Source organism: Natrononativus sp. DTA114, from assembly GCF_059736515.1.
Genome location: NZ_JCASSN010000003.1, coordinates 698,301 through 724,742, shown reverse-complemented (window position 1 = coordinate 724,742; position 26,442 = coordinate 698,301). Strand labels below are relative to the sequence as shown.

The window sequence follows — 26,442 nt, the reverse complement described above, 5'->3', positions numbered from 1 at the left end:
CCGGCGGAGCCGGTTACGGCCCGGTCGCCCGATCGACGCCCCCAATTTCGATCCGCGCACCGCCGTCGTTTGCCGTCGAAACCGACAGCGTCCAGCCGTGGGCGTCGACGATCCGGGTCACGATCGTGAGTCCGAGTCCCGCCCCGGCGGGGTTCTCGATGTCGTGTTTCCCGCCCTCGAGTGCGGTGACGACGCCGGTCGGATAGCCGGGGCCGTCGTCCTCGACGGCGAACCCGTCGGCGGTGGCTTCGACGCGCACGCAGACGTCGTCCCCGACGTGTTCGACGGCGTTCCGATAGAGGTTCTCGAAGACCCGGAGCAGCCGCCTCCGGTCGGCCATCACCGATCTCGTCTCCGGCACCGACAGCGAGGCCTCCTCGGTCGAGACGCTCTCCCAGGCGTCAACGGCAACGCTCTCGAGATCGAGCCGGTCGGTGTCGGTTATCTCGTCGCCGCTTTTGGCGAGTTCGAGCAGTTCCTCGATGATCTCGTCTATCCGTCCGTGGGCGTTCTCGAGTTCCGCGTAGTGTCTCTGGGGATCGTCGGCGTCTCGCGCCAGCGACAGGTGGCTGGTAGCAACCGCGAGCGGGTTGCGCAGGTCGTGGCTCAGGATCCCGGCGAACGCCTCCAGACGTTCGTTCTGCGTGCGGAGTTTGCGGGTGGCGATCCGGCGCTGGGCGCTGTACCAGCCGACCGCTAGCCCGCCGAGTGCGCCGACGGTGATGGCGTTTGCGACGACGTACTCCTTGTGCGTGAAGTCGTCACCGTGGCCGAGCTGGTGGGAGATGATCCAGACGGCGACCAGAGCGAGCAGCGTCATCCCGACGACGATCCACCCGGCAACCCGGAGCACGCTTCGGTCCGGGAGTCTGGCGAGGGTGTACGCCCCGACGACGAGCAACACTGCAGTCAAAACGAGCGGAAACAGCGCCTGTGGAACGATATCCCAGGAGCCGCCCATCAGGAGTGCGTGTTGGATATGGTACCAACTCAGGACGGCACAGACGCTGCCGAACGCGACAGCAACGACTCTCACGGGAGGATTGTGTGAGGGATCGGGCATACTGTCTCGGGTAGGTTTGTACCCGAGTGATTTCCCCTCGGTTGTTATCAATCCACGGGATCGGCGGTCTGTGGGGTGCAAGCGAGGAATTACTACGGAAACGGAGTTCCCGGTGCGATCAGTATGACACGATACCGACCCTTCGACTGGATGGTGGCACACACTCGGTGCCGACTGGGTGCCCGGGGTCAGATGAGAGCCGCCGGTGCGACCAGGTCCCGCTCTTGATCGTACTCGAGCAGCCCCGCATCGACGAGTCGTGGCAGGTGATCGTGATACAGCGAGATGTAGACGTCGGCGATCCGCTCGGCGGAGATGTCCACGATCGGTCGGCGGGTCTCACGGCTTGCGACTTCCTCTGCGACATCAGGGAGGGTGAGTTCCTCCCGGAACTCACACATCACCTGGATGAACAGCCGCCGCCGGTGGTTCGCGAGGAGGCGAAACGCCTCGTCGACCGTCGCCGGCTGTTCCTCGCGGGTCTCGAGCCAGTCGAACAGCGCCAGTACGAATTCGGTACAGCCGAATCCGGAGTGAGTCGGGACAGTCATCTGTGTTTCTCGATGAACCCATCGAAGCCAGCACCCGCGGGGACGCGAGTGATGAAACAACGGGAGCTCGCGCCGGCGAATTCGGTGGCTGGACGTTCAGCGGTTCTATCGGATTACTAGCCCGCGTCACAGATATTAGTATCGACTTCGTTTCACGTCGTTCCACGTCCGAACACTGTCTTTCCGTCGGGAACGATCCCACGGCTGTGGTTCACTCGATAGTGAACGTCGGTTCGGCGATCGACTCGCTCTTACAGGAAGGACAGCGTGAGGGACGATTCAACAGGTCGTCGAACCCGTCGAACCCACACTCCCGGCACGCGGGCGGCGCGACCAGAAACTGTTCGCCGGTTCCCTCGACCGATCGGGAGACGTGTTCGACGTGGCGGATCACCGAACCGGGAGTCAGATCGAACCGTGCCGCGAGCGCACTCGGCGTCGCGGGCTCCTCGCGGAGCGCATCGGCTAGGCGTTTCCGGGTCGTCTCGTCGGCCTCGCGCATACCCGAGAGGTACTGTCGCATCTCGTATACGTGTTTGGCCTGCCCGAAACCGGCGCCGGGATCGCGACGATAGTGGTGACTGGCAGATTCGCCACGTTCAAGCCGGTTCCGTTCGACGGTCGAGCCATGACGAGAGCAGTCTGGGTCAAAGCCGACGACACCGTCGGCGACTGGGAGGACCGACGAAACCGAATCACGGCCGCCCTCGAGGCCGGTGCCGACTGGGTGCTGGTCGACGAGAACGACGTCGAGCGCGTCCGAGAACTCGGCGACATCTCGGTCGCCGCCTTCCGCACCGGCGGCGACGTGACGCTGATCGACAGCGCCGAGGACGAACCAGAGGCGGCCACCCCCGACGCGTTCGTCGTCGGGAAGGAAGGCGAAGGCGACGGGACGATCGACCTCCCGAACGACTTCTCCGGGTCGGCGGATCTCTCGACGCTCCGCCGGGACGCCGAGATCGACGGCGGTGCCTACGTTCGAATCCTCGGAACCGAGTACGAAACGTTCGCCGAAGCCGCCGCCACCGAGGCCGAGTACACCATCGTCATCGGCGAGGACTGGACCATCATCCCGCTTGAGAACCTGATCGCTCGTATCGGCGAGGAGACGACGCTCGTCGCCGGCGTGACGACGGCCGAAGAGGCCAGAACCGCGTTCGAAACGCTCGAGACCGGCGCCGACGCCGTTCTCCTCGACTCGGACGACCCCGACGAGATTCGCCGGACCGTCGACGTCCGCGACGCCGCCGACCGCGAGCGCCTCGACCTCGAGTACGCCGAGGTCGTCGACATCGAACCGGTCGGCAGCGCGGACCGGGTCTGCGTGGATACGGGGAGCCTGTTCGAACACGACGAGGGGATGCTCGTCGGCTCGATGGCCCGCGGGCTGGTCTTCGTCCACGCCGAAACCGCCGAATCGCCGTACGTCGCTTCCCGCCCCTTCCGTGTCAACGCCGGCGCGGTCCACGCCTACGTTCGCACCCCCGACGGCGGCACCAAATACCTCTCGGAACTTCGAAGCGGCGACGAGGTCCAGGTGGTCGACACCGACGGCCACACCCGGGAGGCGATCGTCGGCCGCGTCAAGATAGAAAAACGGCCGATGTTCCGGGTCGCCCTCGAGACGGCGGGCGGCGACCGCGTCGAAACGCTGCTCCAGAACGCCGAGACGATCAAGGTCGCCACGAGCGAGGGGCGGCGAGCGGTGACCGATCTCGCAGTCGGCGACGAACTCGCGCTCTACTACGAGGACACGGCGCGTCACTTCGGCGAGGCAGTAGAGGAGAGCATCATCGAGAAGTAACTGGCGGTCGGCCGCCTCGAGCGCGAGCGGGGTTCAGACCTCGTCGGGCTCCGGCTTGGGCTCGAGTCGGGTTGTACACCAGTGACAGAACTCGAGGTCCTCGTCCAGTTCGCGCCCACAGTGGGGACAGGAGGGGCCACCGTCGCCGCTACCGCCGTTTGGGGGGAACCCGATCGCTCGGATGCTCGCGTCGATCGCGGCGAACAACATGATAAACGAGAGGACGAAGCGGTCCATCGTCCCCGTGTCTTCCATGGTCACGTCGAACGCGGCGCTCATCGAACTCGCGTCCGCGATGTCTCCGGTCGGAAGAAAGATCGCAACTGCAGAGACGAATAAGCCGGCGAACAGCAGCGCGCGGACCCAGTCACGGAGCAGGGCGTGGCCCGCGCCGGGAAGCACTACGGAGAGGCCGGCGGCGGCCAGCGCGCGAATCCAGGTCATGTCTATGGGTGGTCGTAGGTGACCGGCTCCCTTAACATTCCGATTTCTCGTCAGCCCGAGACTGTTCCGGAAGTCGAACACACCTCCTCGAGATCGACGGTTCGTTCGAGCGTGGCACTGCTCGAGGACAACCGGAGGGTCGCCGTCGGAGCGGGTCCGACCTGATCACACGACACCGTTCCGGCCACCGTTGCGGTCTCACCGGGACCGACGACGATCGGTCCCCCGGAGACTGCGATTCCGGGAGATACCTCGATTCGGCTGATCGTGAGCGGTTCGTCGAGTCGGTTGGTGACGGTCACCAGCGCCGTCTCGCCGTCGACCGCCGTCTGAGCGGCGTCCGCGGCTTCGACGGCGACGCCCGACCGGTCGTCGCCGGCCACCTGGACGGTGACCGGTCGATCCAACGAGACGACACTCCCGCCACCGGTCGCGGTGACGAGAAGTGCAACTGCACCGACGACGAGCACGATCCCGACACCCCTGCTCATCGCGGCGGCCCCTCGTGGCCGAGTCGGTTGCGCTGCAGGTAGTAGGTGTGTGCGACTGCTGACACGGCGAACATCGCGGTGATCAGTGTCGCAATCGCAGCGGCCGAGAGCTCACCGAGTGGATAGACCGGATACCACGCGAGCGCCGTCATCGTGGCACTGACGCCTGCCAGGCCGAGGTAACAGTGACTCCACGGGATATCGTCCTCGGGCACGTACTCGAGATACATCTGGAGTTTCTGTGCACCCTCGGTGAGTGCGATCTCGCCTCGAGTCTGATCGTACTCGATGACCCCCGACTCCGCGAGTCTCGGGAGGTGAGACTGGCGAAGTGAGGTGTAGATACGCTTGCGCTTTTTCCACGGAATCTCGTCTGCGGGGGTTTCGTACTCCCAGGACGAAACCGAATCGACGAGCGTTCGAAGATCGACTCGCTCGTCGTCGTGCTGTTTGAGATGGTGAAGGACCCAGCGTCGACGCTGGTTACTCAACATCGCGAAGATCTGGTCTCGATCGATTTCAGCCGCTTCTAACTCTGTCTCCCCTAGTTTGCGTACACTCATTGATTGTCCGCTCTCCGTACCCCCGCCCGTTGGCCCCCCAAACGGGTTCGAGTACAAGATCCTCATGTTTCGCAGAGATATTTATTATCATGTGGCTATACATTGCTTTTCAGATAATTTTCCCCACACCGAATTAGAATCGTGCTACCGTGACCCGATAAGACCTCATACTCGATACATAGAATAACTGAGTGGTTTTGCGAGTACTGGCACTGCCTGCCAACACATTGGCCATAGTTATCGCATGACAAGGTACGCTTGTCGCCCCACAGAGGGTGCCTGCAGGTCGATAAGCAAGTTCATAGTAAGGAGAAATCTGGATGTTCTCCCAACGAACACGGTCGCGCGTGCTGACACGCAGGGAACGCCGTGTACGGGGAGATGAGCACACAGCAGCAGGGGATGGGGCGACGGGCCGCGAAATTCGCACTGACAGCCGCGGTTGTGACGCTCCTGGTCGCACTGGTCGTGGGCCACCTCCTCGGAATCCCGATACTGCTCAGCTACGTCGAGACCGGAAGCATGGAGCCGACGATCCGCACCGGCGACGGCTTCGTCGCGATTCCGACGGCCGCGACCGGTTCCGTCGAACCCGGTGACGTCGTCGTCTTCGATGCGCAGGTCATCGAAGGGGGCGGGCTCACCACCCATCGCGTGGTCGACGAAACCGCACACGGGTATGTCACGCTCGGGGACGCGAACGCTGCGACCGACCAGGACGATGGCGAGCCGGCGGTCACCGACGGCCAGGTGAAAGCGAAGGCACTCCAGATCAACGGCGAAGTCGTCGTGATCCCGCACCTGGGAACGGCGATCATGGGTTTCGAGGACGGACTCGAGTCGGCGCAGTGGCGTCTCGCCTCCCTGCTCGGTACGACCGTCGTCGTCGGAACCGATGGGTTCGCGACGTTGCTGCTGGTCACCGGCGTCGTCGCGATCGGCCTCTCAGCGGTTCCCAGGGGCGACCAGCACCCGACGCGAGAACGGTCCCGGTCACGCCGACGCCAGGGGGTGTACGACGGGCGAACCGTCGTCGTCGCCACAGTGGGAGTCGTCTGTTTCGTTACGTTCGCGACGATGCTCGCCATGTCCGGGACGACCGAAGTCGGAATCATCAGCGCGGAATTCGACGCCGAGCGCCCGGACATCATTCCGGCGGGAGAGACAGACGTGCAACCGCACGAGCTGACCAACGGGGGGCTGCTACCGGTCGTCGCCGTCGTAGAACCCGCGAGCGACGGGGTGGCCGTCGAGGGCGGAGAGACGACGCTGTATCGCGGCGGGTCGGCGACCGCCACGATCGCGATCACAGCGCCCCCGGAGACGGGGTACTACCTGCGATCGTACGCCGAATACCGCTACTTCACGGTGTTGCCGCCGTCGGTGATCACGTCGCTGCACGCGGTCCACCCGTGGGTCGCGATGGGCGCAACGACGGCCGTCATCGGCGGCGCGTTCTCGGTACCCTTCGCGCTCGCCGTTGGCTCGGGATCGATCAGAACGCGCGACCACTCGCGTCAGCGGCCATCACGGCCGTTCAACTGAACGCACACATGTATTCAAACCACTACCGATTCGACGGGGGGAATCGACGATGACCGCCACCATCGGCGTGGCTACCAGGGCGCGACGCGCGCTCGACGAGCGGTTCGTGCTCGCGGTGACGATACTGCTGATCCTGGCCGCACTGGGTGGCTGGGCTACCTACACCGGCGTTGCCACCGACGAAGAGCAGGTCGAACACCGAACGGTCGAAATCTGGTCCGCCACCGGCGAGTTCGAACACGGCGCCGTCGTCACCGAAGAGAACGAGGTCTACGAGGTCGGAACCGAACTCGAGAACCGCACCCACTACTTCACCCGCGTCACACCGACGTTACACGGGACGTTCACATACCAGTATGGGGCCGACACCGACGATCTCGCGGTCGAGATCCAACTCGAGCGGGTTATCCGCGCCGTCAACGACGGCGACGAGTACTGGGCGGTCGAGGACGAACTCGAGTCGGTTGAGACGGACCTCGAACCCGGCACAACCCAGGATGCCACGTTTGCCGTCGACGCCGCCGAACTGTTCGCTCAGGCAGATCGGATGGAAGAGAGCCTCGGGAACACGCCGGGCACGACAGAGACGGCTGTGGTAGCGACGGTGACGACGACGGGAACTGTCGGTGAGACGACGATCGATCGAACCGACCGGTACGTGCTCCAGATCGCCCCCAACGGTGACACCTACACCGTGAAGGTCGACGAAAGCGGCGAGCAGATGACAGAAACCGAAACGCAGACCACGGCGACCGAGACGGACGACCCGATACCGTTCGGTCCACTCGCCGTGCTCGTGGGGTCGGTCGCCGCACTCGGTGTCGTCAGCGTCAGCAAGGCTCGCGGAACGCTCACACCGCCACCAGCCGACAGCTCGAGCCCGACGGACGCCGAGCGAGCCCAGTTCGATGACTGGGTATCTCGCGGAACGGTGCCGGCGGAACTGCGCGACCGTCCGACCATCGAGGTCGATTCGCTCTCGGATATCGTCGACGTCGCGATCGACTCGGACCGCCGGGTGATCGAGGACGTCGATGGCTATTACGTCGCAGACGGCGAGATCTGTTACCGGTACGCCGTCGAGGACCAGGAGCGCATGGATACCGACGGTGACCGCTAACACGCGATTTTTTGCTCCGGAGCACAGCCGGTGTTTTGTACCCTCATTCCGAGCGGAGAGTGGTCGGGCAAAGACGCGAACAGCACTCGCCGGTTTGCTGGCTCGAGCGGATCGACGATTGGCTCTGTCCACGCTCGACGTCGACGAGACGGAAACACTCGCGAACCCGTTTTCGTTTCCGACGGGACAGTCTGCCGGCGGCTAGCGGCCGTTGCCTGACCTCGATCGTACCCTGTCGTGCCGACAGGGTGCCACTGCAGACGGTGCAGGGCCGGGATGTGGGTTGGCAGGTCGTGCCGGCCGCCGCCGCGTGTCGTTCCTGCAGCTTCGGCGATTCACCGCAGGTTAGCCGTGTCGAACGACTGGCAGTGGATACAAAAGAGGGGGCGTCACCACTACAGATTCGTCGCGTCGGACTCAGCAGGCGGTCGGAGGGCTGGGGGGTCGACGCAGACGTGATAACTCATGGAACGACGCAAATTCATGCTCGGCGTTGGCGGGACAGCAATCGGCGCAAGCGCACTCATCGGAACCGGAGCGTTCTCCCAGGCGACAGTGCCGGACAGACAGATTACGGTGCAGGTCGCCGACAGTGACGAACACGGTGGTATCGGCCTGATTCCAGGCGACACTGAGGTCGCGTTCATCAACGATGATGGCGAACTCGAGATCGATCTCTCGCGGGGCCTCGGCTCCGGTGCCGAGGGGATGAACCCTAACTCCACGTACTACCTGGGCGGGAAATCCGACGACACGTTCCCCAGCCACGACGAGGGCATTCCGAAGGACGAACTCTCGGAGAACCTGTTCGACCGGCCGCTGTTCTCCGTCCGAAACCAGACGACCGTCGACCGCCGCGTGACGTTTACCCTGGAACTCGACGATGCGCCGCCCGGGACCAAGTGCACCGCCCTCGGCTGGCAGTACTCGGGGGTCGAACAGGCGACGGTGCTCGAGGTGAGCAACCCGGGCGACTCGGACAGCGCCAGTCAGTTCAACCTCAGCCCCGGCCACCAGTTCGACGTCATCATGATCGTCGAGTCGGGACCGAACCCGAACAACGAGGACATCGAGGCCCGACTCACGCTCGAGGCACAGGCGAGACGCGACTAGGGCGCCCCAACAAGCGGTTTTTTCTGCGATCCGGCCGGGAACGATAGTAGCCACTGACAGTCACTGCACACCTGATCGCACAGCCGTCCTGCGATCAGTGTGTACATCGTTTCAGTTGTTACTATAGCGAAGCGGCCTCGGCGGAGGTGTTACCGGAGAAGCGCGTCGGTCACCATTGCCAGCATCTCGAGGTCGTATTGGCCGGGAGCCGTCGCCCGCTCCGATCTCACCGGTGCGTAACCGATTTTCGACCCGTAGACGGGCGCCACGGCTCGAGTGTGGCTGCCGATTGCTCCCATCGCCATCGTCGCCACCGTCTCGCCGTCGCTCGTAAGCTGTTCGGTCGCCGAGAGCACCGCCAGGGTATCCGCGTTCGACGCCGCCGTGACCGCCAGCTTCGCGACGTCCCCGTGCGTGCTGGCCTGGGTGAGCGTACGGACCAGTTCGGCTCGCGGCGGCGTCTCGTCGAAGTCGTGGGCAGAGGCGACGACAGCGACGTCGCGTTCTCGAGCGGTCTCGAGGACCGCGTCGGCCTCCCCCCTCCGAATTGACTCGAGTTCGACGTCGACCGCACCGACGGCGCCGATGCGAGCCGCCTCGGCGAGCGTCTCGATCCGGTCGTCGTCACAGCCCGACCAGTTGCCCCCCTCCCACGCGGCGCGGTTCGTCGCGAGGATCGGTAACTCGCCGTCGTACTCCGCCAGCGCCTCGAGCGGCTCGCCGGCAAGGTCCATCCGGAACTCGAGACAGTCCGCGTGCTCACGGGCGGCCGGTTCCTCGTCGAGATCGGCGGTCGAGGCGGCCAGCCGAAACGAGTCGAAGTCCATGGCTCGAGGAGGACTGGCGGCAACTAAAAACGGGGCGCTTGCGGCGAGTTACGCCATCCCGATGGTTTCTTCGGCCTCGAGCAACTCGTGGTACCGGTTGCGGATCGTGACCTCGGAGATGTCGGCGACGTCGGAGACGGCCGCTTGCGTGGTCTTCTCGTTGGTGAGCAAGGCGGCGGCGTAGACGGCTGCCGCGGCGAGGCCGACGGGCGATTTACCCGAGTGGACGCCCTTCTCCTTTGCGTTCTGGAGCAACGAGCGGGCGCGGTGTTCGGCCTCGTCGGAGAGTTCGAGCCCGGACGCGAAGCGGGGGACGTAGCTCTCGGGGTCGGCCGGCTGGACCTCGAGGCCGAGTTCGCGGACGACGTAGCGGTAGGTGCGGGCGATCTCGTTTTTCTCGACGCGGGAAACCTCGGCGATCTCGTCGAGGCTGCGCGGAACGCCGGCCTGGCGGGCGGCGGCGTACACGCAGGAAGTCGAGACGCCCTCGATGGAGCGCCCCGGCAAGAGGTCCTCGTTGAGCGCCCGGCGGTAGATCACCGACGCCGTCTCGCGGACGTTCGTCGGCAGCCCCAGTGCGGAAGCCATCCGGTCGATCTCGCCGAGGGCCTGTTTGAGGTTTCGCTCCTTGGAGTCGCGGGTCCGGAAGCGCTCGTTCCACTTGCGCAGGCGCTGCATCTTCTCGCGCTGTCGGGAGCCAAGGGAGTTACCGTAGGCGTCCTTGTTGCGCCAGTCGATGTTGGTCGACAGCCCCTTGTCGTGCATGGTGTTCGTCGTGGGGGCGCCGACGCGGCTCTTCTTGTTCTTCTCGGCGGCGTCGAACGCTCGCCACTCGGGGCCGCGGTCGACTGACTTCTCGTCGACGACGAGCCCACAGTCTTCACAGACGGTTTCGCCGTGTTCGTCGTCGACAACGAGGTGGCCCGTACACTCCGGACAGGAGACGCTGCTGTCGGTTGATTCGCTCGTCTCTTCGGTCTCCGCTTGATCGCTACGTCGGACTCTGGTGGTAGGTGGTGCGTTAGTCATACCGTGTGGGAAATACCGGCCGGAGCTGAGAACGGTCCGGACGGGGTCGTTACCTACCTGGTTCTGACAGCCCAGATATAAACATTTCGGAATCACCATTCAACGACGCTCGAAACGCGGATATTCGTCGGTAGTAGCATGAATAATCAAAACATTAATGAAGGTGATCGACTGAACCGGCGGGCACAAGCCCCTCCATCGATACGACCCTGCATGGAGATCACGGTCGGTAGTACGAACCCGGTCAAAGTCGCAGCGGTCGAACGTGCACTCGAGCGGTACGAACCCACCGTATCCGTCGTCGACGTCGACTCCGGAGTATCCGAACAACCACGATCGATCGCGGAGACGATTCGGGGTGCAGAAACCCGTGCCCGCCGAGCGCTCGAAATCGGAGGCGGGGCGTACGGCGTCGGACTCGAGGGGGGTGTCGCGTCGCTCGAGGGAGCGCCGGGGTTGTATCTGATCATGTGGGCTGCGGTCACCGACGGCGAGCAGATGGGACGGGGCGGCGGTCCGAGTTTCGAACTGCCACCCGAGATCGCGACCCGGCTCGAGGGAGGCGGCGAACTCGGGCCGATAATGAACAGTTACCTCGGGACGACGGAAATCGCGGTGACGGAGGGCGCTGCCGGGGCTCTCACCGACGGCTTGACCGACCGGACGACGGCACTAACCGACGCCGTCGCGGCTGCGTTCGGCCCGTTCGTTACCGCTCACTACGACGGTCGCGGCGACTCCCACTGACGCGTGAATATCCGTCGAAAACACGTGTTAACCGCTCGTACCAAGACGCTGTTTCCAGTCGGTTAGTTCGCCGTTACTCGCGGAGAAAACCGCACGCAGGCGCCGCATTAGCCGCACGTACCAAACCCACTATTATACTGCCGGGCTTGCATACGGGTATGAGCACTGCAATGGCCCCCGACCTCACGACCAAACAACGCCAGATTCTCGGCTACCTCCGGGAGCACGCGGCGACGAAGACGTACTTCAAGTCGCGACTCATCGGCGAGGAGCTCGGGATGACGGCCAAAGAGGTCGGCTCGAACATCACTGCCCTCCAGGAGGGAAGTCACGATATCGACATCGAGAAGTGGGGCTACTCCTCGAGTACGACCTGGAAGGTTAGCCTCTAGCGCTTCTACACTGCGATACCGTTCTCTCCGGCTCTCACCGGTTAGCCGTCGTACCGGAGCAACCCGTCCGCCTCGCTCGCGAGCGTCGTCGCTCGTTCTCCAAATGAGTCGGCGTATCGAACCAACAGCAAGAGCACCGTCTCCGGTCGCTCGACGGTGTAGCCGTCCCCCCGGGAGAGGACACCCGCGTCCTCGAGCTGGCCGGCGTACTTGCTCACCGTCGGCGCCGACACTTCGAGGGCCGTCGCGAGATCGCCGCCGGTGGCATCGGGCGTACGGAGTAACTCGATAAGCATTCCGCGCGGCGTATCCCGGCGGAGGTAGCCGAGCGTCGTCTGCTCGAACCCGTCGAAGCGATCCGCGATGACGAAGCGTTTGTAATCTCCGTCGCGGTAGCGCTCGAGCGCTCCGAGTTCCTCGAGCCGCCGGAGATGGTGCTGGGTTTCCCCGGTGCCAAGCTGGAGGTCGTCACGAATCTTCGAGAAGTGAGCTCCCGGCGTGGCCGACAGGTAGCCGATAATGGCGTCTCGAGCGTCGCTCTCGCCGGTATTGGCGGCTGCCGACTCGGAAAACCGTGCAAGCGGGGCAGCGGCACCAACGGCGGCGAACCGACGGAGGGTCGCCCGTTTCTGTTCGTCGACCCCGTCAGGAGCAGTCATGCTATGCCTACGGCCCGTAACGAGACGGAGGCTAAAACAGGTTTCGCTCCGCCCCAGAAATTGCTAACAGTTGTACGATCGAAATCGAAGGGGACAGCGACCGAGGGCCGCGTGTTCAGTTCTTCGACGAGTCGGATGCGCTCTCGAAGTCCTGACTCATCTCCTCGATAACCTCGTCGGGGTCCTTGATCTCCTTCGGATCCTTCCCCTCCTTGATCGCCTGTGCCTCCTGTTCCATCGCTTCGACGTCCATGTCGGCTTCCTCGTCGATCTCGCCGATCATCTCGCTGATGTCGTCGAGCCCGATGAGTTCGCGGGTTTCGTCGTCGAACTCGAGACTGTCGAGCACCTGGCCGTCCTCCTTGATGTCGCTGCCCGAGAGGTGTTTACCGTAGCGCCCGAGCATCGAGGACAGCTCCTGTGGCAGGACGAACGTCGTCGACTCGCTCTGGCCGATTTCGGCGAGCGTGTCCATCCCCATGTCGATGATCGCGCGTTCGCCCATCGACTCGGCGGAGCGGGCGCGCAGGACCGTCGAAATCGCGTCACCCTGCGCCTCGAGGATCTGACTCTGCTTTTCACCCTGTGCGCGAATGATGTTCGACTGCTTGTCACCCTCCGCCGTCTCGACGGCGCTGCGGCGTTCACCCTGTGCCTCGAGAATCATGGCACGGCGTTTGCGCTCTGCGGAGGTCTGTTGCTCCATCGCGCGCTGGACGTCCTTCGAGGGGTTGACCTCGCGGACCTCCACGCTCTCGACACGGATTCCCCACTCGTCTGTGGGTTCGTCGAGTTCGGTGCGGATGCGCGCGTTGATCTCCTCGCGCTTGGAAAGCGTGTCGTCGAGTTCCATGTCACCGATGACGGCACGCAGCGTGGTCTGGGCGAGGTTCGAGACGGCGCGCTTGTAGTCGTCGACCTCGAGGAACGCCTTCTTGGCGTCCATCACTTTGATGTAGACGACGGCGTCGGCCGTGACAGGCGAGTTGTCTCGCGTGATTGCTTCCTGGCGCGGCACGTCGAGCGTCTGCGTTCGCATATCGAACTTGTACGTCTTCGAGACGAACGGCGGCACCAGGTTGATGCCGGGCTCGAGCAGATAGCGGTACTCCCCGAAGACCGTCAGTGCACGCTTTTCGTACGCGTTGACGATCTCGACCGCGCTCAGCAGCGCCGCAAGGACGACGATGAGCACGAGGGCACCGACGAACAGCCCGATGCCGGTCGTTGCCTGCATGATTATCAGATCGGGTACCATACTGCCGTCTTACGGTGGTGACGTGAAAAGCGTTCCCTTATTTGAACAACATATCGGACTGTGTGTTAGCTCGACTTTTCGGTTTCTTTCGCCGACTCGTCCGACTGCGAATCGGTGGCCGATTCGTCCGCCGCCCCGCGTGCGAGCGCCCGATCGATCTCGTCCGATTCGATCGCGCCCATCGCCTCGACTGTCAGGACGTTTCCACCGCCGGGATCGAGCACGATGACCTCCTCACCTTCCTCGATGGTGCCGCTGGTCGTTCGCGCACTGTAGTAGGGAGCGAACCCACCCTTGTCGAGTTTGACCTCGCCCCCGCGTGTCGTCACCGCCTCGGTAACGTAGCCGGTCGCCCCCGAGAGCGCACTCGAGTCTTTCGTCTGGGCGGTTCCCTTCCCGCCGTAGAAGTCGAACTCGCGGTAGACGTACGCAGCCGCCCCGCCGATAACGAGCGTTAACGCGGCGAGGACGAGCGGGGCGGCCGCCGGCGGGAACAGCACCCCGATCAGGCCCGCGCCGACGAGCGCGATGCCGACGACGATCAGGTGCGCGCCGGGAGAGAGCGCCTCGAGCGCCATCAACACGAGTCCGGCCGCCAACAGCGCGAGGGGCATGTTCGCGAAGAGAAGTTCGAGCATACGTGTAACTAAGATCTCGTTCCGATTAAGTGTTTATCGCGAGAGCACGCATCGGCGACTCAGGCGAAGGTGATCGAAACCACCCTGAGGATCACCAGAATCATCGCGACGGCGCCGATGAGAACGAACACGGCGTTCTCGAGGGAGGGGTCCCCCGCGAGCACCGGGGTCGACCGTGGCTCGGGTCCGTACGGATCGGCGGTCTCGGAGGGGGCGTCAGCGGAGGCGCCGGCGGTCGTTCGCGCGTCCTGGTCGTCATCGGGTGTGATCGGAACTCGTTCCCAGCCGTCGTCCTCCGACGGCTCGTCGACGGTACCGAACTCGAAGCCACCCTCTGATTCGATTGAATCCGTCCGTCGATCGTCGTCGCCCGGACGGTCGCCGGACGGTTGCTCTGCCATGTGTCTCAGTACTGTCGCCGCGGACAAAAAGCCGCGGTCATCGGATCACCGGCTGCGGGCGCCCGTGTCGCCGCCGTAGACGACCCCGCGTTCGCCGTCGATCGTGACGACGCGGCCGGACTCGAGTTCGGAGAGGTCCGCCCCGCTCACCATCGGGACGTCGATCTCGCGGGCGACGAGCGCCGGGTAGCCGGTCATCCCGGGCCGAGCGTCGACGATTCCGCCGATTCGTTCCAGACCACCCTCGAACTCGTCGTCGAACGTCGCGTCGAGAGCGAGAATCGCACCCTCGGGAACGCTCGAGAGGTCGCCGTCGGAGAGTCTGGCGACCGGCCCCGACGTCCGCCCGCCGACCACGACGCGCCCCGTCGCGAGGGCGTCCGCCGCGACGTGGACTTTGAGCATGTTCGTCGTGTTCGCCCCCTCGAGTTCGGTCATCATTCCACAGAGGACGACCACCGTATCCCCGCTCTCGGCCACGCCGGCCTCGAGCGCCGCCTGAACGGCCTTTTCGACGACGGCGTCTGCTCCCTGGTCGGAGATCTGGGCGTACAGTGGGTTTACCCCCCACGCGAGGGATAGCTGGCGGCGCACGCGGTGGCTCGGCGTCGAGGCGACCACGGGGACGCCGGGACGGTACTTCGCGGTCTTCAGCGCCGTGTAGCCGGACTCCGTCGCGGCGACGATGGCGTCGGCACCGATGTCGCGGGCCAGATAGCGAGCGGATCGAGCGAGTGCGTCGGTGCGTGCCTCGCCCGCGGTGGGAACCCGCTGCTCGAGCACCTCGTCGTACTCCGCGGAGTTCTCGACCTCGCGGACGATGCTGTCCATCGCCTCGACGACGGCGACGGGGTGGTCGCCGACGGCCGTCTCCGCCGAGAGCATCACGGCGTCGGTCCCGTCGAGGACGGCGTTCGCGACGTCGGAGGCTTCCGCACGGGTCGGCCGCCGGGCGTGAACCATCGAATCGAGCATCTCCGTCGCGGTGATCACCGGCCGGCCCGCGTTCTGGCACTTCCGGATGATCCGTTTCTGGATCATCGGGACGTCTTCCATCGGACACTCGACGCCGAGGTCGCCGCGGGCGACCATGATTCCGTGGGAGGCGTCGATGATCTCGTCTAGATTCTCGACGGCACCCGCCCGTTCGATCTTCGAGACGATCGGAATATCGGCGCCGAACGCCTCGAGCACCTCGCTGACCTCGTAGACGTCCGCGGCGTCGCGGACGAAACTCGCCGCGACGAAGTCGACCTCGGCTTCCGCGGCGAGTTCGAGGTCGCGACGGTCTTTCTCGGTAACGACGTCCAGGTCGAGGTCGACCCCCGGAATGTTGACTCCTTTTCGGCCGCCGAGTTCTCCCCCAGTGTCGACTCGTGCGCGGATCGTCCCGCCGTCGACCTCGAGCACCGTCGTCTCGATCAGGCCGTCGTCGAGAAGGATGCGGTCATCGGGTTCGACGCCTTCGACCGACAGCGAGAGGCCGACCCGCTCCGGCGTCGCCTCCCGGCCCTCGCGGAAGGTGACCTCCGAGTCGGTCTCGAGCGTGATCGTTTCGCCGTCGGGGAGCGGTGCGGTTCGGATCTCCGGACCTTGCATGTCGAGCATGGTCGCGACCGGGAACGCCGTCTCCTCGTCGACGCTCTTGACCCGTTCGATCAGTTCGGCCCGATCCTCGGGGCTACCGTGGCTCGCGTTCAACCGGGCGACTGACATTCCCGCCTCCGCAAGGTCCCGGATCATCGACCTGCTGGCGGAGGCCGGCCCGAGCGTGCAGACGATTTTCGCGTTTCTCATGCGCGTGGCTACACGCGAGCGCGGCAAAAAGGTACGCGACTTACTCGCCCGTGAGTTGTTCCTTCTCGAGAGTTCTCCGCCAGGCCAAGGGTTTTCACACTCAACAGAGTACCGGCGGGTATGCCAAAGTACGCGTCGCTGGTAACCGCAGAACGTGACGTCCAGAACGCCCAGGAACTGGCCTCGATCTGGGGGGAGATCAGGGGTGAACTCGAGGAACACGACGCCGAACTCCTCGAGTCGTACGCGATTCTGGGCGAACACGATTTCCTCGTCACATTCGAGGCCACCGACCGGGAGGCGGCGTTCAAATCGGCGCTGACGCTTCGCCGCCACGGCCTCTCCGCACAGACCATGGAGATCGTCAACACCGACGACTTCTCTCACCTGGTCGACGAGATCTAGCTCGACGGACCGAACGCGCTCGAGCGGCTACCGGAACAGCTCAATTTTCCGATATCTATTCGGCGAACCGCCGTGACCGATACGTCATGCATCGACGCGCGTATCTCGGTGCGGTCGTCGGAACCGGGGTCGTCGCAACCGCGGGCTGTCTCGACCGCCTTCGCCTCTCGACCGACTTCGAACTCGTCGCCCCGGAACTCGCCTACGACGACCCTCCGGAGGTCGAACTGGAGGGCGACACCGTTACCGCCCGCGGCACCGTCCAGTACGGCTCGAGTCGGTGTGGGTCCGTCGAACTGGCCATGCAGAGTACGAGAACTCACAGGACCGACTCGACCTGCTGGTCGTTGCGGCCAACGACTACTGGGGGTTCGGTGCCTGCACCGACGACCTCGTCGACACCGGCTATCGGCTCGAGGTGCGGGTCCGTGGCGGGGTTCGTCGGGCGGCAGTCACCGAACACCACGTGTTCGGCGACGCGTACTCGGCGTCCGTAGAAGAGTAACCGATCGAAGAACCAGAGAACGTGACCGGAGAGGCGGGCTTACCGCACCTTCGCGCCGACCTCGCTATCGCCGTGGGTCGTCAGCAGGTCGGCCTGCTCGCCGGCCGCGAGAACCATTCCGTTGGACTCGACGCCGAACAGTTCGGCGGGCTCCATGTTCGCGAGCAGGACGACCTTCTCGCCGGGCAGGGCGTCGAGATCGTGGAGCTGTTTGATCCCCGCGACGACCTGGCGGGTCTCGAAGCCGATGTCGACCTCGAGTTTGGCGAGGTCGTCCGCGCCCTCGATCCCCTCGGCGCTCTCGATGCGGCCGACGCGGATGTCGAGGTCCTGGAACTCGTCGAAGCTGATCCGATCCTCGAGCAGCGCCTCGAGTTCGCTGGTGTCGTCTGCCATAGCTGGGTCTTCGTCCGCCCCGGTGTCGTCGCTTTCGGTTTTCCCGTCGGTTTCTGCCTCCGCGATCCGGCCGGCGAGTGCCGCCTCGAGTTCGTCGACGCGGTCGTCCTCGATCTTCTCGAACAGTTCGCCCGGTTCGTCGAAGTTGCGGGGTGGCGCCTCGAGGGTGTCCTCGAGGTGAACGTCGCCGACGGCGCCGTCCTCGCCGATCTGCTCCCAGAGCGCCTGGGCCTTGCCGGGGGCGATCGGCTCGAGCAGAACGGCGACGGCCTTCGCGATCTGGACGCAGTCGCGGATCACTTGCCGTGCGCGCTCGGGCTCTTCGTCCGTGAGCTTCCAGGGCTCGTTGCGCTGGATGTACTCGTTTCCGAACTGGGCAAGCCGCGTGGCGGCCTGGCCGACGCCGCGCAGCGAGTAGTCGTTGACGGCCTCGCGGAACTCGCCGATGGCGCCCTCGATGCGCTCTTCGACCTCCGCCGAAACCTCGCCCTCCGGCGTCCCCTCGTAGTTCCGGTAGGCGAAGAGCAGCGAGCGGTACCAGAAGTTGCCGACGGTTCCCACGAGTTCGCCGTTGACCTTCTCCTGGAACGCCTGCCAGGTGAAGTCGACGTCCTGCTGAAGGCCGCCGGTCGTCGTCAGGTAGTACCGCAGCAGGTCCGGGTGAAAGCCCTCCTCGAGGTACTCCCTGGCCCAGATCGCCCGGTTTCGGCTCGTCGAGAGTCCCTTGCCGCCGATCGTGATGAACCCGGTCGCCGCGACCGCCCGCGGGGCGTTGTAGTCCGCGGCCTCGAGCATCGCCGGCCAGAAGATCGTGTGGTGTTGAATGATGTCCCGGCCGATGATGTGAACGATCTCGCCATCGTCCTTCCAGACCTGTTCCCAGTCGTACTCGTCGGCGCCAACGCGTTCGGAGTACTGTTTCGTCGAGGCGATGTACTCGATCGGCGCGTCGACCCAGACGTACAGAACGATGTCGTCGTCCTCAGCACCGGGATAGTCGATCCCCCACTCCATGTCGCGGGTGAGACACCAGTCCTGGAGCCCGTCCTCGATCCACTGGCGGGGCTGATTGCGCGCGTTCGAGGTGCCCTCGAGGCCGTCTAAGAATTCGGTGAGGTAGTCGGCGAACTCCGAGACGCGGAAGAACTTGTGGGTGCGCTCTCGGTACTCCGCCGGGTTGCCGGTGCGGACGCTGTGGGGGTCTTCGACCTCGCCGGGCTCTAAGTGACGCTGGCAGCCCTCGTCGCACTCGTCGCCGCGGGCCTTCGCTCCGCAGTAGGGACAGGTCCCCTCGACGTAACGGTCGGGGAGGTACTGGTCGGCCTCGGGGTCGTAGGCGACCAACACCTCGTCCTCGTAGACGTACCCCTCTTCGTCCAGGGTGCGGACGATCTCCTGGGTCAGTTCGGTGTTCGTCTCGTCGTGGGTGTGTCCGTAGTTGTCGAACTCGACGCCGAACTTCGGAAACGTCTCCTCGTACTGTTCGTGCCAGCGCAGCGCGAACTCCTCGGGGTCGACGCCCTCCTTCTCGGCGTTGACCGCGACCGGTGTGCCGTGCATGTCGGATCCGGAGACGTAGGCCGTCTCTTGACCGAGGGTCTGTAACGATCGGGTGAACGCGTCTGCCCCGATGTAGCCGCGGAGGTGACCGATGTGCAGGTCGCCGTTGGCGTAGGGCAACCCGCAGGTCACGACCGCGGGGCGGTCCGTCGGAAACTCGTCGTGGCTCATGTGTATGGTGAGTCGATGGCGGGCGTTAAACCCCGCCGATTTCGGTTCGTGCGCAATACCTGCCGCTTCGCGGAAAAGGAGTCGTCGGGTTTCACCCCACGCGGAAACCGTATGACCGGCGATGATCGTGAAGGTCCACCCGAAGACGGCACTAACAGCGCATCAGAATATCGTCGAATGCAGCACGTGCCGTCATCGATCTACCGCCACGTAGGGCGTTACTGCTCAAAAAGGTATCGTCACATCGACATCCGACTACAGGAAAGGCGGAGGCGTCGTTACTTCAGGACCAGACCGCCGCGGCGCAGCATTTTCACGGACGCGATCGTCGTCCAGTCGATTCGGGTGTCGAGGGGAACGCCGGAACGGGTCGTCTCGAAGAGGAATCCGAGGGCGTCGGTGTCGCCGCCGACCTTGTGCGAGAGCAGCGGATTGTAGCCGCTCTGGTCGTTCCCGCGGGTGAACAGGTGATCGCCGCCGAAGCCGTCAGGCTTGACGTGGCGCTCGTTCATCTCGTCGATGACGTCGTTCGCCCCGCTGCGGGCGTTCGGCGTCGGGAAAATCGCCTGCCCGACACCGGAGGGCGAGCCGCCGTAGATGCCTCGAGAGCTGTGCAGGTCGAGGATCACGTCGGGGTCCGCGGCCTCGATCTCAGCCCAGATCTCGCGGGCGATCTGCGAACTCGGTCGCGAACCGGACGGCCAGTGGCGGTTCAGGTTGCCACCGTCGCCGCTGTACGTGTTGGCCCTGATCGCCGTTCGATCGGCCTCGGGGACCACGACGAGTTTCCCGCTCTCGGGCGTCATCCGTCGCAGGTTGTGTGCCGCCTCCCAGCCGGCGGGCTCGATCCCGTGCTGGCCGCCGACGACGAAGCCGACCGGACCCGGTTCGCCGCTGTCGATCTCGTACACCGGCGTCTCGTACTTCGTGCCGGTCATGATCTTCCACTCCTCGCGTGTGAGCTGCGGTTCGGGTTCGGACGGCTCCGATGGGGTGGAGCCGCCGCTCGAGCCGCCGACCGATGCCGACGTATGCGCCGGCTCGCTCCAGGCGGAGGCGTGGCTCTCGAGCCACGAGAGGAGGTTCCCATCGTTTCCGAGTCGACTCTCGCCGTTGACCACCAACTGGGGTATCTCGGAAACGTCGTCCGCGTCCGCGGTCGCGGTGATGCGATCGACGTGGTGGGTGAACCACCCTCGCTCCGCCTCGTTGGGGATCCGGGCGGTGTTTCGAAGACCCGCTGCCTCGAGGGCTGCTCGAGCGTCGCCGTTGGAGAACGAACCGTTCGGTGGGTTCTCCATCATGTACTGGAAGAACGACCAGAAGTTCTCGGGTTCGTAGTGCCAGATCGTCTGGACGACCTCCGTCATGTACTGTTCGTCCTCGACGTTCGTCCACATCAGCCCCGGATCAGAACTCCCGGGAACGGCAGAGAGGTGGCGGAACTCGAGGTTGAGGTCGCCGGGGAGGACCAACTGCTCGATAACGTCGTGAAGCCCGTTCTGCGCGAATCGCTGGCTGCCCGAGGAGGCGAAGTTTCCGTAGAGAGTAACCGTCGGGTTACGCGAATTTGTCCCCATTACCGGATAGTCGTAGGGGGAGGGAAGGGCGTCTGCTCGTTGCTGCGTGGCCGAACTCGATGCGCTGACCGAACCGGTACTCGCCGCCCCGAGCAGAGCAAGCCCGCCCGTCGCCGCAAGAACCGTGCGTCGGTCTGGTGTTGGGGTCTCCATTACGTTTTGTTGCTATCACCCTTTCAGGATAACATACAGTATTTACTACTGTACTCTTTATGAACAATGACTTTCCGTGTACATTGAACGTGCTCGATCCGTGAACATCGTCTCACGAATCGGGTCGCAGACACCGGTGAAAACGGAGGGCTCTCGAGGCGTCCGGTCGATCAGTTGTTCGAGCTGTTCGCGTAGTGAGCGCGTGCGCGGCGGCTCGCCGGAAGGATCACCCAGAAGGTGAGCGCGCCGAAGATCGCAAAGTAGAGCGCGGCGTCTTTGAGCACGAGCGCGATCGCGGTGTACGTTCCAGGGTCTTCCGGGTTCGGCCCGATGAGCTGGGCCTCGTAGAAGTCAGGCGTATTGTACCACCCGGCGAACGTCATCCACACCAGCAGGCCACCGGTGAGGATGGCGAACCCTTTCATGAATTCGTCAGCCATTGTTGGATCCTTCGTCGGTGTCGTCTTTAGCGTTTCCCATTTCTGCGGTTCGAAACCGGGTCGAGAAGGCGTACGTCACGGCCCCGAAGGCGATCATCGCCACGCCGAGAACGGCGACGAGGACGTTGACTTCCGAAAGTTCGGCTTGCGTCCGGTTCGTCGCGACGTCGAGCAACACGAACCCGCCGAGAACGCCGACGATCGCGATGATCGTCGAAAACACGGTGATCGTCTTGTACAGACGCATCGGGACGACGACTTCGCGCCGGCCGGACGCCGTCTCCGGCTCAGTCACGTCACCAGGTGCGTCGGAATCGGTCATAACCCGTGTGCGGTACTACCGCGGCGGCCTGAGCCGGTAGTAGCGTTTGTTGAGGTCGTACATGTAGCCCTCGCGCATCGTCTTCAACACCGCGTAGGCGATCGTCGCCGCGATGATCGGCAACAGGAACGCCAGGTCGAACGTGATGGCGACCGGGAACGGGAACATCTCCTGGATCGGGATGATGCTGATCGTAAACGCGAAGACGACCCCGCCGACGCCGACCGCGGCCCAGAAGGGCTCTTCGACCGGTCGGCGAGCACCGCCCTTGTTGAGGAACGGCACGATCGCAATGGCTGTCACGACGGCGACGTTCGCGAGCACGCCGTACAGTTCGTCGGACATGATCTTCTCGCCGCCGGCGATCGCGAGTTCCGGGTTGAGCGGATCGAGGTGGAGCAGGCCGAACGACCAGTAGAGATACCAGTCGGGCAGGATCACCGACGGTGTCACCGCCGGATTCGCGGGGTCGCCGAGGTGCGGCGGGAGCATCGCCGCGAGGAACAGCAACATCCCCGTAAAGAAACTCGTGAGCGCGAGGTTACGGATCGTCTCGTGAGGCCAGGCCGGGAAGCCGAGCACGTCTCGTTCGACGTAGCTCGACTCCTGGCGGAGATCCTGGTCCTCCCGGCGGGCGCGCTCGAAGTACTCGTAGGTGAGCCTCGAGAGGCCCGTGGTTCGTTCCTTTCGCTCGCGCCAGGTCGGGACTTCGTCGTCCGGCGCGACGATTCCGGGGCCGCTTCCGTCGGTTTGGGGTTCGTTGTTGTCGCTCATTGGATTAGTGTGGCTCCGCGATTCCCTGCATCCAGACGATGCCGATGTGTAACGCGATCAGCGCTGTCACCACGAACGGCAGGACGAACACGTGGAGGATGTACATCCGCTGGAGGGTGGGCTGGCCGAGGCTGAACCCGCCGAACAGCAACTGGGCGGCCCACTCGCCGACGATCGGCACCGCGATCGCCATCTCGACGCCGATCTGGCCGGCCCAGAACGCGAGCTGGTTCCACGGCAGCAGGTAGCCGGTGTACCCGAACACCATCGTCAGGCTGAGCAGGATGATGCCGATCAGCCAGTTGACCTCGCGGGGCTCCTTGTAGGCGCCCGTGAAGTAGACCCGCAGCATGTGCAGGAACACCGCCGCGGTCATCACCTGTGCGGACCAGCGGTGGATGCTCCGGAGCATGAACCCGAAGTTCAGGTCCTTCATGATCGCGACGATCTGGAGATAGGCCTCCGGATCGCCCTCGCCGGCGGTAGAGGGCGCGTAGTAGAAGCCCAGCAGCGCACCACTGACTGCGGCAACGATGTAGGCGATGACCGAGAACGATCCTAACGCGTACAGCGGATACCAGTACCAGAACTTGTTGTCGAGGTTGTACTGCTCGGTGTGGCTCTTTGGCATCTGGAGGTTGACCTTGTAGTACATGTCCTCCATCAGCTCGAGGTAGTCGACGACCCGGAACCGCTTGTCGAGCCAGATCAGCGTCATCAGGTACGTCTTCTCGATGAGCGAGAGATCCCGCTCGGCGAGCCACGCACCGTGGTCGTGTTCGTCCTTGCGCTCGATACTCATCAGTCGTCCTCCGGTCGCGGCAGCGACACGAACTGGTCTTCGACGATCTCGAAGGGGTCGTAGACCGAGTTGTGGCAGTTGCAGTAAATCTTGTCCTCGGCCCCGAATTCGGGGGCACCGTCACGGTTCTTGTATCCGGGCACGCAACAGAAGTGCGTACACTTGTTGATGAAGGCGATGAAGCCCTCGGGGCAGGTCTCCTGGAGCCACTCGTCGCCCTCGTTGGCCTGCTCCTCGGCGATCTCCCGGATCCGCTCGCTTCGGATAACCACGATCGGGATCGTCTCCTCGGGCGGGACCTCCTGTGAGCGCCAGGTGCCGGTCGCCGGTTTCCCGACGCCGGCTTCGCCGATCTCGTTCCCCCACTCCTCGTAGTCGTCGAAGTCGTCGACGTTGATCATGTCGCCTTCGCCGACGTCCTCCATCCAGTCGTACTCGCCGATGTCGTAGCGGAGATAGGCGTCCTGGCCGTCGGCGTCTGGAACGAGCCCCTGGAACGTCTGGAGCCCGCAGTACTGGTACCATTCCGTCGTGTACTCGACGTCGGCGATCTCCGTCGCAGAGAACGTGTACTCGCTGCCGTCGGCCAGCTCTTCGGTCTCCGGCTCGGGCCAGATGCCCATCAGGTTCCCCTCGTCGTCGACCTCGAGGGGAATCTGTGGCAGCCCACGGGGGGCCGGTCCGAGCGTTCGCGTTGCGCCACGGTAGTTCATGATACCGCCACCGCCACCCGCCGGGCTCGTCGCCAGCGAGACGCTGACGGCGCCGGTGGCGAGCGCGCCCGAGAGGGCGGCCCCACCGACGACGCCCTTGACGAAGCGGCGGCGGTCGGATTCGACCGGATAGTTGTCGTCGTTTGCCATTGTTTATCGTTTGTAGTAGGGGTAGACTGCGCGTTTGACTGTGTCCCACGCGCCGGTTTCGGCGGCGAGGGTGGTCCCTTCGACGTCCTCCTCGCGGACGTAGAGGTCCTCCCATTTGCGCCGTCGTTTCTTGACGATCATCACGTCCGGCAGAAACTCCTTGCGGTAGAGCAGGAGGATAAATCCGAGATTGATGAAGATCGCCGACAGCAAGAAGCCGAGAACCATGTTCCCGGTGCCGCCGTCGAGACCGCCGATGGCCCAGTTGTCGGCCAGTCCGTAGACGAACAGGGCGACGAAGATGATCTGAACGAACGTCAACAGAACGATCGCGATCGCGGCCGCGGTGCTCTCGCGGGGCGGTTCGTACCGGTGGATGTCGCCGTAGGTGCTTCCTGAAGATGACATATATTATTTCCTCCCCGGGCTGCTCGAGTGCGATGATTCGCCGTACTTCAGCAGGTAGAACGTGAAGACGAACGAGACGAAGATCGCGAGGAAGGTCGCGACGCCGACGAAGTGCTTCTGGATCGGGATGCCGAGTTCGTGAATGTCGACGTCACCGGCTGCGGCCGCCTCTTCACCGCCGTCGGGGTCGACGATGACCGAACCGACCATCCCGACACCAACGTGGGGTTCGCAGACGTACTCGTACTCGCCCTCGACGTCGAAGGTAAACTCGTACTCGCCGTCGGACTGCAAGTCGGTGTGGCCATCCCAGTCTGCCTCCTCGGGCTGGCTACCCGGCGCGATATTGTGGTCGCGTTCGCCGACCCACTCCCAGACGACGGTCGTCCCGGGCTCGACGGTCAGTTCTTCGGGCTCGAAGTAGTCGTCACCGACCTCGACGTGCTCGGTGCCGCCACCACCGCCGCCGTTGGCGCCGTTTCCGTTCTCCTCCTCGCCGTTCTCCGCACCGTTTTCTTCCGCGCCGTTCTCCTCCTCGCCGTTGTCCTCGGCGTCGGGGTCGTCATCGCCGTTTCCGTCTTCCTGTGCGACGACGGGTGTCGCAGCAGATGCGACTACGGCTCCACCGGTAACGCCGCTGGCCGCTACCATAAACTCCCGCCTATTCATACAGGCTGAACTCAGGAACGGGTTCGCTTAAACCCACCGATGCTGGCGGCTCCCGCCCCCGTCACTCCCTCTCACGACGGCCCCTCGAGCCCGTCGTGCTCGCCCTCGAGGGAGTCGCCACCTCGCCGATCCTCGCTCTCCTCGAACGCCTCGTCGTCGATCGGCAGAAAGGTGGGTCGTTCCTCGGAATCGAGCCCGATCGACCGGAGGCGCTCGCGGTAGGCGCGCACCTGGAACTTCTCGGAGAGCCGGGCGTTCGCGACCATCGTGAACAGAATCAGTCCGATAACGATCAGTCCCATGCCCGTCACACCAAGCACGAGCTGGTCCTGGAGGTCCTGGACGATCCAGACCGCAATCGCGGCGACCCCGAGGAGGATCTGGGAGGCCGCGAGTAGCTGGAGCATCCAGTTGCCCAGTTCGTTTCCCGAATCCGGAATCTCCGCCGGACTCGGGAGCTGCCAGTCCGTCGGCGGCTCCGCGACGTCGTAGCTCTCCATCGAACACAGCGCCACCGTCGGCTTGATGTCGCGGACGACCGTCCCCCGGCCTTCGACGCTGCCGCTCGCGTACACGATCGCGTAGTCCGTATCCGAGTAGGCGACCAGCACGCGCTCGCCGTCGACCCTCGCGTACTCGAGGACGGCAAAGACGTCCCGGTCGGCGATCCGCGCTTTCAGCTCGCGCTCGACGCGCTCGAGCAGTTCGTCGCCGGTGATCCAGGTCTCGTCGTCGAAGGCGACGTCCCACTCCTCGGCGGTCATCTCGGCCATATCCGCCGGGCTGAAGTCGTCGAAGTCGTACTTCTCCTCGACGCGCTTGCGCAGCTCCTCGAGGTCCTCGTCTACTGCGTCCGTCGGTGCCTCCGCTGGGTCCTCGACGGCGTCGACCGGGTCGTCGGAGGCGTCACTCATCACTCGAGCCTTGGGTCGCTACCCCTGTTAGCGTG

Annotated in this window: 31 protein-coding genes; 8 read left to right on the top strand and 23 right to left on the bottom strand. The window is 64.4% G+C overall.

The window, feature by feature from the left end; translation table 11 throughout:
* Nucleotides 1-13: 13 nt before the first annotated feature.
* The 3 genes from AC6I6S_RS13865 to AC6I6S_RS13855 all read right to left on the bottom strand — a co-directional run bounded on the left by AC6I6S_RS13865 (nt 14) and on the right by AC6I6S_RS13855 (nt 2,116).
* A complete protein-coding gene (locus tag AC6I6S_RS13865; RefSeq protein ID WP_497950913.1) occupies nt 14-1,036 on the bottom strand; it encodes a sensor histidine kinase in 1,023 nt (340 codons plus the stop codon).
* A 215-nt stretch (nt 1,037-1,251) separates the two neighbouring features.
* Nucleotides 1,252-1,614, bottom strand: coding sequence for a DUF7344 domain-containing protein (locus AC6I6S_RS13860; protein WP_497950912.1), 363 nt, complete (start codon nt 1,612-1,614; stop codon nt 1,252-1,254).
* A gap of 211 nt (nt 1,615-1,825) precedes the next feature.
* Entirely contained in the window at nt 1,826-2,116 is a 291-nt protein-coding gene (locus AC6I6S_RS13855) for a transcriptional regulator (RefSeq protein ID WP_497950911.1), read from the bottom strand.
* 126 nt (nt 2,117-2,242) lie between these two features.
* Between AC6I6S_RS13855 and AC6I6S_RS13850 the strand changes: the two genes are divergently transcribed.
* The gene (locus AC6I6S_RS13850; RefSeq protein WP_497950910.1) at nt 2,243-3,421 is read left to right on the top strand and encodes a 3-dehydroquinate synthase II; all 1,179 of its coding nucleotides are present in this window, start codon (nt 2,243-2,245) and stop codon (nt 3,419-3,421) included.
* A 33-nt stretch (nt 3,422-3,454) separates the two neighbouring features.
* Here AC6I6S_RS13850 and AC6I6S_RS13845 read toward each other — a convergent pair whose 3' ends face one another.
* Genes AC6I6S_RS13845 through AC6I6S_RS13835 form a run of 3 tightly spaced genes read right to left on the bottom strand, consistent with a single transcriptional unit; the run spans nt 3,455 to nt 4,919 of the window.
* Entirely contained in the window at nt 3,455-3,865 is a 411-nt protein-coding gene (locus AC6I6S_RS13845) for a DUF7575 domain-containing protein (protein WP_497950908.1), read from the bottom strand.
* A gap of 50 nt (nt 3,866-3,915) precedes the next feature.
* A complete protein-coding gene (locus AC6I6S_RS13840; RefSeq protein ID WP_497950906.1) occupies nt 3,916-4,356 on the bottom strand; it encodes a hypothetical protein in 441 nt (146 codons plus the stop codon).
* Nucleotides 4,353-4,919, bottom strand: coding sequence for a DUF7344 domain-containing protein (locus tag AC6I6S_RS13835; protein WP_497950905.1), 567 nt, complete (start codon nt 4,917-4,919; stop codon nt 4,353-4,355). Before AC6I6S_RS13835 ends, AC6I6S_RS13840 begins: the two co-directional genes overlap by 4 nt.
* 381 nt (nt 4,920-5,300) lie before the next feature.
* Here AC6I6S_RS13835 and AC6I6S_RS13830 point away from each other — a divergent pair, with 381 nt between their 5' ends.
* From AC6I6S_RS13830 to AC6I6S_RS13820, 3 genes are all read left to right on the top strand, one after another.
* Entirely contained in the window at nt 5,301-6,464 is a 1,164-nt protein-coding gene (locus AC6I6S_RS13830; RefSeq protein ID WP_497950903.1) for a signal peptidase I, read from the top strand.
* A 49-nt stretch (nt 6,465-6,513) separates the two neighbouring features.
* Nucleotides 6,514-7,584, top strand: a complete 1,071-nt coding sequence (locus AC6I6S_RS13825) for a DUF5305 family protein (RefSeq protein ID WP_497950901.1) — start codon at nt 6,514-6,516, stop codon at nt 7,582-7,584.
* Nucleotides 7,585-8,049: 465 nt separating this feature from the next.
* Nucleotides 8,050-8,697: a hypothetical protein gene (locus AC6I6S_RS13820; RefSeq protein WP_497950899.1), complete on the top strand. Its 648-nt coding sequence runs from the start codon at nt 8,050-8,052 to the stop codon at nt 8,695-8,697.
* A 149-nt stretch (nt 8,698-8,846) separates the two neighbouring features.
* On the opposite strand, the gene AC6I6S_RS13815 is transcribed toward AC6I6S_RS13820, so the two are convergent.
* A complete protein-coding gene (locus tag AC6I6S_RS13815) occupies nt 8,847-9,524 on the bottom strand; it encodes a type I 3-dehydroquinate dehydratase (protein WP_497950897.1) in 678 nt (225 codons plus the stop codon).
* 48 nt (nt 9,525-9,572) lie between these two features.
* Complete coding sequence (locus tag AC6I6S_RS13810) at nt 9,573-10,553, bottom strand: transcription initiation factor IIB (RefSeq protein ID WP_497950895.1); 981 nt, start codon at nt 10,551-10,553, stop codon at nt 9,573-9,575.
* A 213-nt stretch (nt 10,554-10,766) separates the two neighbouring features.
* Between AC6I6S_RS13810 and AC6I6S_RS13805 the strand changes: the two genes are divergently transcribed.
* Both AC6I6S_RS13805 and AC6I6S_RS13800 read left to right on the top strand, forming a co-directional pair.
* Nucleotides 10,767-11,300 carry a DUF84 family protein gene (locus AC6I6S_RS13805; protein ID WP_497950893.1) on the top strand — a complete coding sequence of 178 codons (534 nt, stop codon included), beginning with the start codon at nt 10,767-10,769 and terminating at the stop codon, nt 11,298-11,300.
* 170 nt (nt 11,301-11,470) lie between these two features.
* The gene (locus AC6I6S_RS13800; RefSeq protein ID WP_497951484.1) at nt 11,471-11,692 is read left to right on the top strand and encodes a DUF7123 family protein; all 222 of its coding nucleotides are present in this window, start codon (nt 11,471-11,473) and stop codon (nt 11,690-11,692) included.
* A 41-nt stretch (nt 11,693-11,733) separates the two neighbouring features.
* Here the strand turns inward: AC6I6S_RS13800 and AC6I6S_RS13795 are convergent, their stop codons facing one another.
* The 5 genes from AC6I6S_RS13795 to pyk all read right to left on the bottom strand — a co-directional run bounded on the left by AC6I6S_RS13795 (nt 11,734) and on the right by pyk (nt 16,445).
* A complete protein-coding gene (locus AC6I6S_RS13795; protein ID WP_497950891.1) occupies nt 11,734-12,351 on the bottom strand; it encodes a winged helix-turn-helix transcriptional regulator in 618 nt (205 codons plus the stop codon).
* Nucleotides 12,352-12,466: 115 nt separating this feature from the next.
* Nucleotides 12,467-13,609 (bottom strand): SPFH domain-containing protein, encoded by a 1,143-nt coding sequence (locus AC6I6S_RS13790; protein WP_497950889.1) that lies wholly within the window; start codon nt 13,607-13,609, stop codon nt 12,467-12,469.
* Between the two features lie 65 nt (nt 13,610-13,674).
* A complete protein-coding gene (locus tag AC6I6S_RS13785) occupies nt 13,675-14,247 on the bottom strand; it encodes an NfeD family protein (RefSeq protein ID WP_497950887.1) in 573 nt (190 codons plus the stop codon).
* A gap of 59 nt (nt 14,248-14,306) precedes the next feature.
* Nucleotides 14,307-14,648 carry a DUF7312 domain-containing protein gene (locus tag AC6I6S_RS13780; protein WP_497950885.1) on the bottom strand — a complete coding sequence of 114 codons (342 nt, stop codon included), beginning with the start codon at nt 14,646-14,648 and terminating at the stop codon, nt 14,307-14,309.
* Nucleotides 14,649-14,693: 45 nt separating this feature from the next.
* Nucleotides 14,694-16,445, bottom strand: a complete 1,752-nt coding sequence (pyk, locus tag AC6I6S_RS13775; RefSeq protein ID WP_497950884.1) for a pyruvate kinase — start codon at nt 16,443-16,445, stop codon at nt 14,694-14,696.
* A 120-nt stretch (nt 16,446-16,565) separates the two neighbouring features.
* Between pyk and AC6I6S_RS13770 the strand changes: the two genes are divergently transcribed.
* Entirely contained in the window at nt 16,566-16,850 is a 285-nt protein-coding gene (locus AC6I6S_RS13770) for a GYD domain-containing protein (protein ID WP_497950883.1), read from the top strand.
* Between the two features lie 280 nt (nt 16,851-17,130).
* Nucleotides 17,131-17,355, top strand: coding sequence for a hypothetical protein (locus tag AC6I6S_RS13765; RefSeq protein WP_497950882.1), 225 nt, complete (start codon nt 17,131-17,133; stop codon nt 17,353-17,355).
* Between the two features lie 39 nt (nt 17,356-17,394).
* On the opposite strand, the gene metG is transcribed toward AC6I6S_RS13765, so the two are convergent.
* The 10 genes from metG to AC6I6S_RS13715 all read right to left on the bottom strand — a co-directional run bounded on the left by metG (nt 17,395) and on the right by AC6I6S_RS13715 (nt 26,407).
* Nucleotides 17,395-19,482, bottom strand: a complete 2,088-nt coding sequence (gene metG, locus AC6I6S_RS13760; protein WP_497950880.1) for a methionine--tRNA ligase — start codon at nt 19,480-19,482, stop codon at nt 17,395-17,397.
* Nucleotides 19,483-19,760: 278 nt separating this feature from the next.
* Nucleotides 19,761-21,062: a succinylglutamate desuccinylase/aspartoacylase family protein gene (locus tag AC6I6S_RS13755; protein ID WP_497950879.1), complete on the bottom strand. Its 1,302-nt coding sequence runs from the start codon at nt 21,060-21,062 to the stop codon at nt 19,761-19,763.
* Nucleotides 21,063-21,385: 323 nt separating this feature from the next.
* Entirely contained in the window at nt 21,386-21,655 is a 270-nt protein-coding gene (locus AC6I6S_RS13750) for a DUF7314 family protein (RefSeq protein WP_497950878.1), read from the bottom strand.
* On the bottom strand, nt 21,648-21,977 hold the full coding sequence (locus tag AC6I6S_RS13745; protein ID WP_497950877.1) for a DUF7315 family membrane protein: 330 nt from the start codon (nt 21,975-21,977) through the stop codon (nt 21,648-21,650). The genes AC6I6S_RS13750 and AC6I6S_RS13745 overlap by 8 nt, the downstream gene beginning before the upstream one ends.
* 15 nt (nt 21,978-21,992) lie before the next feature.
* The gene (locus AC6I6S_RS13740) at nt 21,993-22,751 is read right to left on the bottom strand and encodes a cytochrome b family protein (protein ID WP_497950875.1); all 759 of its coding nucleotides are present in this window, start codon (nt 22,749-22,751) and stop codon (nt 21,993-21,995) included.
* Nucleotides 22,752-22,755: 4 nt separating this feature from the next.
* Complete coding sequence (locus AC6I6S_RS13735; protein WP_497950874.1) at nt 22,756-23,553, bottom strand: cytochrome b; 798 nt, start codon at nt 23,551-23,553, stop codon at nt 22,756-22,758.
* On the bottom strand, nt 23,553-24,416 hold the full coding sequence (locus AC6I6S_RS13730; RefSeq protein WP_497950873.1) for a ubiquinol-cytochrome c reductase iron-sulfur subunit: 864 nt from the start codon (nt 24,414-24,416) through the stop codon (nt 23,553-23,555). The genes AC6I6S_RS13735 and AC6I6S_RS13730 overlap by 1 nt, the downstream gene beginning before the upstream one ends.
* Before the next feature lie 3 nt (nt 24,417-24,419).
* A complete protein-coding gene (locus AC6I6S_RS13725; RefSeq protein WP_497950872.1) occupies nt 24,420-24,824 on the bottom strand; it encodes a DUF7318 family protein in 405 nt (134 codons plus the stop codon).
* A gap of 3 nt (nt 24,825-24,827) precedes the next feature.
* Nucleotides 24,828-25,493, bottom strand: a complete 666-nt coding sequence (locus tag AC6I6S_RS13720; protein WP_497950871.1) for a plastocyanin/azurin family copper-binding protein — start codon at nt 25,491-25,493, stop codon at nt 24,828-24,830.
* Nucleotides 25,494-25,564: 71 nt separating this feature from the next.
* On the bottom strand, nt 25,565-26,407 hold the full coding sequence (locus tag AC6I6S_RS13715; RefSeq protein WP_497950869.1) for a DUF7319 domain-containing protein: 843 nt from the start codon (nt 26,405-26,407) through the stop codon (nt 25,565-25,567).
* Nucleotides 26,408-26,442 lie beyond the last annotated feature (35 nt).

Bases quoted from the DNA above. Each gene is read 5' to 3' on its own strand.
- AC6I6S_RS13820 (WP_497950899.1), top strand. From the start codon at position 8,050: ATGGAACGACGCAAATTCATGCTCGGCGTTGGCGGGACAGCAATCGGC.
- AC6I6S_RS13715 (WP_497950869.1), bottom strand. From the start codon at position 26,407: ATGAGTGACGCCTCCGACGACCCGGTCGACGCCGTCGAGGACCCAGCG.
- AC6I6S_RS13800 (WP_497951484.1), top strand. From the start codon at position 11,471: ATGGCCCCCGACCTCACGACCAAACAACGCCAGATTCTCGGCTACCTC.
- AC6I6S_RS13835 (WP_497950905.1), bottom strand. From the start codon at position 4,919: ATGAGTGTACGCAAACTAGGGGAGACAGAGTTAGAAGCGGCTGAAATC.
- AC6I6S_RS13740 (WP_497950875.1), bottom strand. From the start codon at position 22,751: ATGAGCGACAACAACGAACCCCAAACCGACGGAAGCGGCCCCGGAATC.
- AC6I6S_RS13725 (WP_497950872.1), bottom strand. From the start codon at position 24,824: ATGTCATCTTCAGGAAGCACCTACGGCGACATCCACCGGTACGAACCG.
- AC6I6S_RS13790 (WP_497950889.1), bottom strand. From the start codon at position 13,609: ATGGTACCCGATCTGATAATCATGCAGGCAACGACCGGCATCGGGCTG.
- AC6I6S_RS13795 (WP_497950891.1), bottom strand. From the start codon at position 12,351: ATGACTGCTCCTGACGGGGTCGACGAACAGAAACGGGCGACCCTCCGT.
- AC6I6S_RS13845 (WP_497950908.1), bottom strand. From the start codon at position 3,865: ATGACCTGGATTCGCGCGCTGGCCGCCGCCGGCCTCTCCGTAGTGCTT.
- AC6I6S_RS13770 (WP_497950883.1), top strand. From the start codon at position 16,566: ATGCCAAAGTACGCGTCGCTGGTAACCGCAGAACGTGACGTCCAGAAC.
- AC6I6S_RS13750 (WP_497950878.1), bottom strand. From the start codon at position 21,655: ATGGCTGACGAATTCATGAAAGGGTTCGCCATCCTCACCGGTGGCCTG.
- AC6I6S_RS13815 (WP_497950897.1), bottom strand. From the start codon at position 9,524: ATGGACTTCGACTCGTTTCGGCTGGCCGCCTCGACCGCCGATCTCGAC.
- AC6I6S_RS13810 (WP_497950895.1), bottom strand. From the start codon at position 10,553: ATGACTAACGCACCACCTACCACCAGAGTCCGACGTAGCGATCAAGCG.
- AC6I6S_RS13830 (WP_497950903.1), top strand. From the start codon at position 5,301: ATGAGCACACAGCAGCAGGGGATGGGGCGACGGGCCGCGAAATTCGCA.
- AC6I6S_RS13855 (WP_497950911.1), bottom strand. From the start codon at position 2,116: ATGCGCGAGGCCGACGAGACGACCCGGAAACGCCTAGCCGATGCGCTC.
- AC6I6S_RS13755 (WP_497950879.1), bottom strand. From the start codon at position 21,062: ATGGGGACAAATTCGCGTAACCCGACGGTTACTCTCTACGGAAACTTC.
- AC6I6S_RS13785 (WP_497950887.1), bottom strand. From the start codon at position 14,247: ATGCTCGAACTTCTCTTCGCGAACATGCCCCTCGCGCTGTTGGCGGCC.
- AC6I6S_RS13805 (WP_497950893.1), top strand. From the start codon at position 10,767: ATGGAGATCACGGTCGGTAGTACGAACCCGGTCAAAGTCGCAGCGGTC.
- AC6I6S_RS13735 (WP_497950874.1), bottom strand. From the start codon at position 23,553: ATGAGTATCGAGCGCAAGGACGAACACGACCACGGTGCGTGGCTCGCC.
- metG (WP_497950880.1), bottom strand. From the start codon at position 19,482: ATGAGCCACGACGAGTTTCCGACGGACCGCCCCGCGGTCGTGACCTGC.
- AC6I6S_RS13780 (WP_497950885.1), bottom strand. From the start codon at position 14,648: ATGGCAGAGCAACCGTCCGGCGACCGTCCGGGCGACGACGATCGACGG.
- pyk (WP_497950884.1), bottom strand. From the start codon at position 16,445: ATGAGAAACGCGAAAATCGTCTGCACGCTCGGGCCGGCCTCCGCCAGC.
- AC6I6S_RS13860 (WP_497950912.1), bottom strand. From the start codon at position 1,614: ATGACTGTCCCGACTCACTCCGGATTCGGCTGTACCGAATTCGTACTG.
- AC6I6S_RS13745 (WP_497950877.1), bottom strand. From the start codon at position 21,977: ATGACCGATTCCGACGCACCTGGTGACGTGACTGAGCCGGAGACGGCG.
- AC6I6S_RS13840 (WP_497950906.1), bottom strand. From the start codon at position 4,356: ATGAGCAGGGGTGTCGGGATCGTGCTCGTCGTCGGTGCAGTTGCACTT.
- AC6I6S_RS13825 (WP_497950901.1), top strand. From the start codon at position 6,514: ATGACCGCCACCATCGGCGTGGCTACCAGGGCGCGACGCGCGCTCGAC.
- AC6I6S_RS13850 (WP_497950910.1), top strand. From the start codon at position 2,243: ATGACGAGAGCAGTCTGGGTCAAAGCCGACGACACCGTCGGCGACTGG.
- AC6I6S_RS13730 (WP_497950873.1), bottom strand. From the start codon at position 24,416: ATGGCAAACGACGACAACTATCCGGTCGAATCCGACCGCCGCCGCTTC.
- AC6I6S_RS13720 (WP_497950871.1), bottom strand. From the start codon at position 25,493: ATGAATAGGCGGGAGTTTATGGTAGCGGCCAGCGGCGTTACCGGTGGA.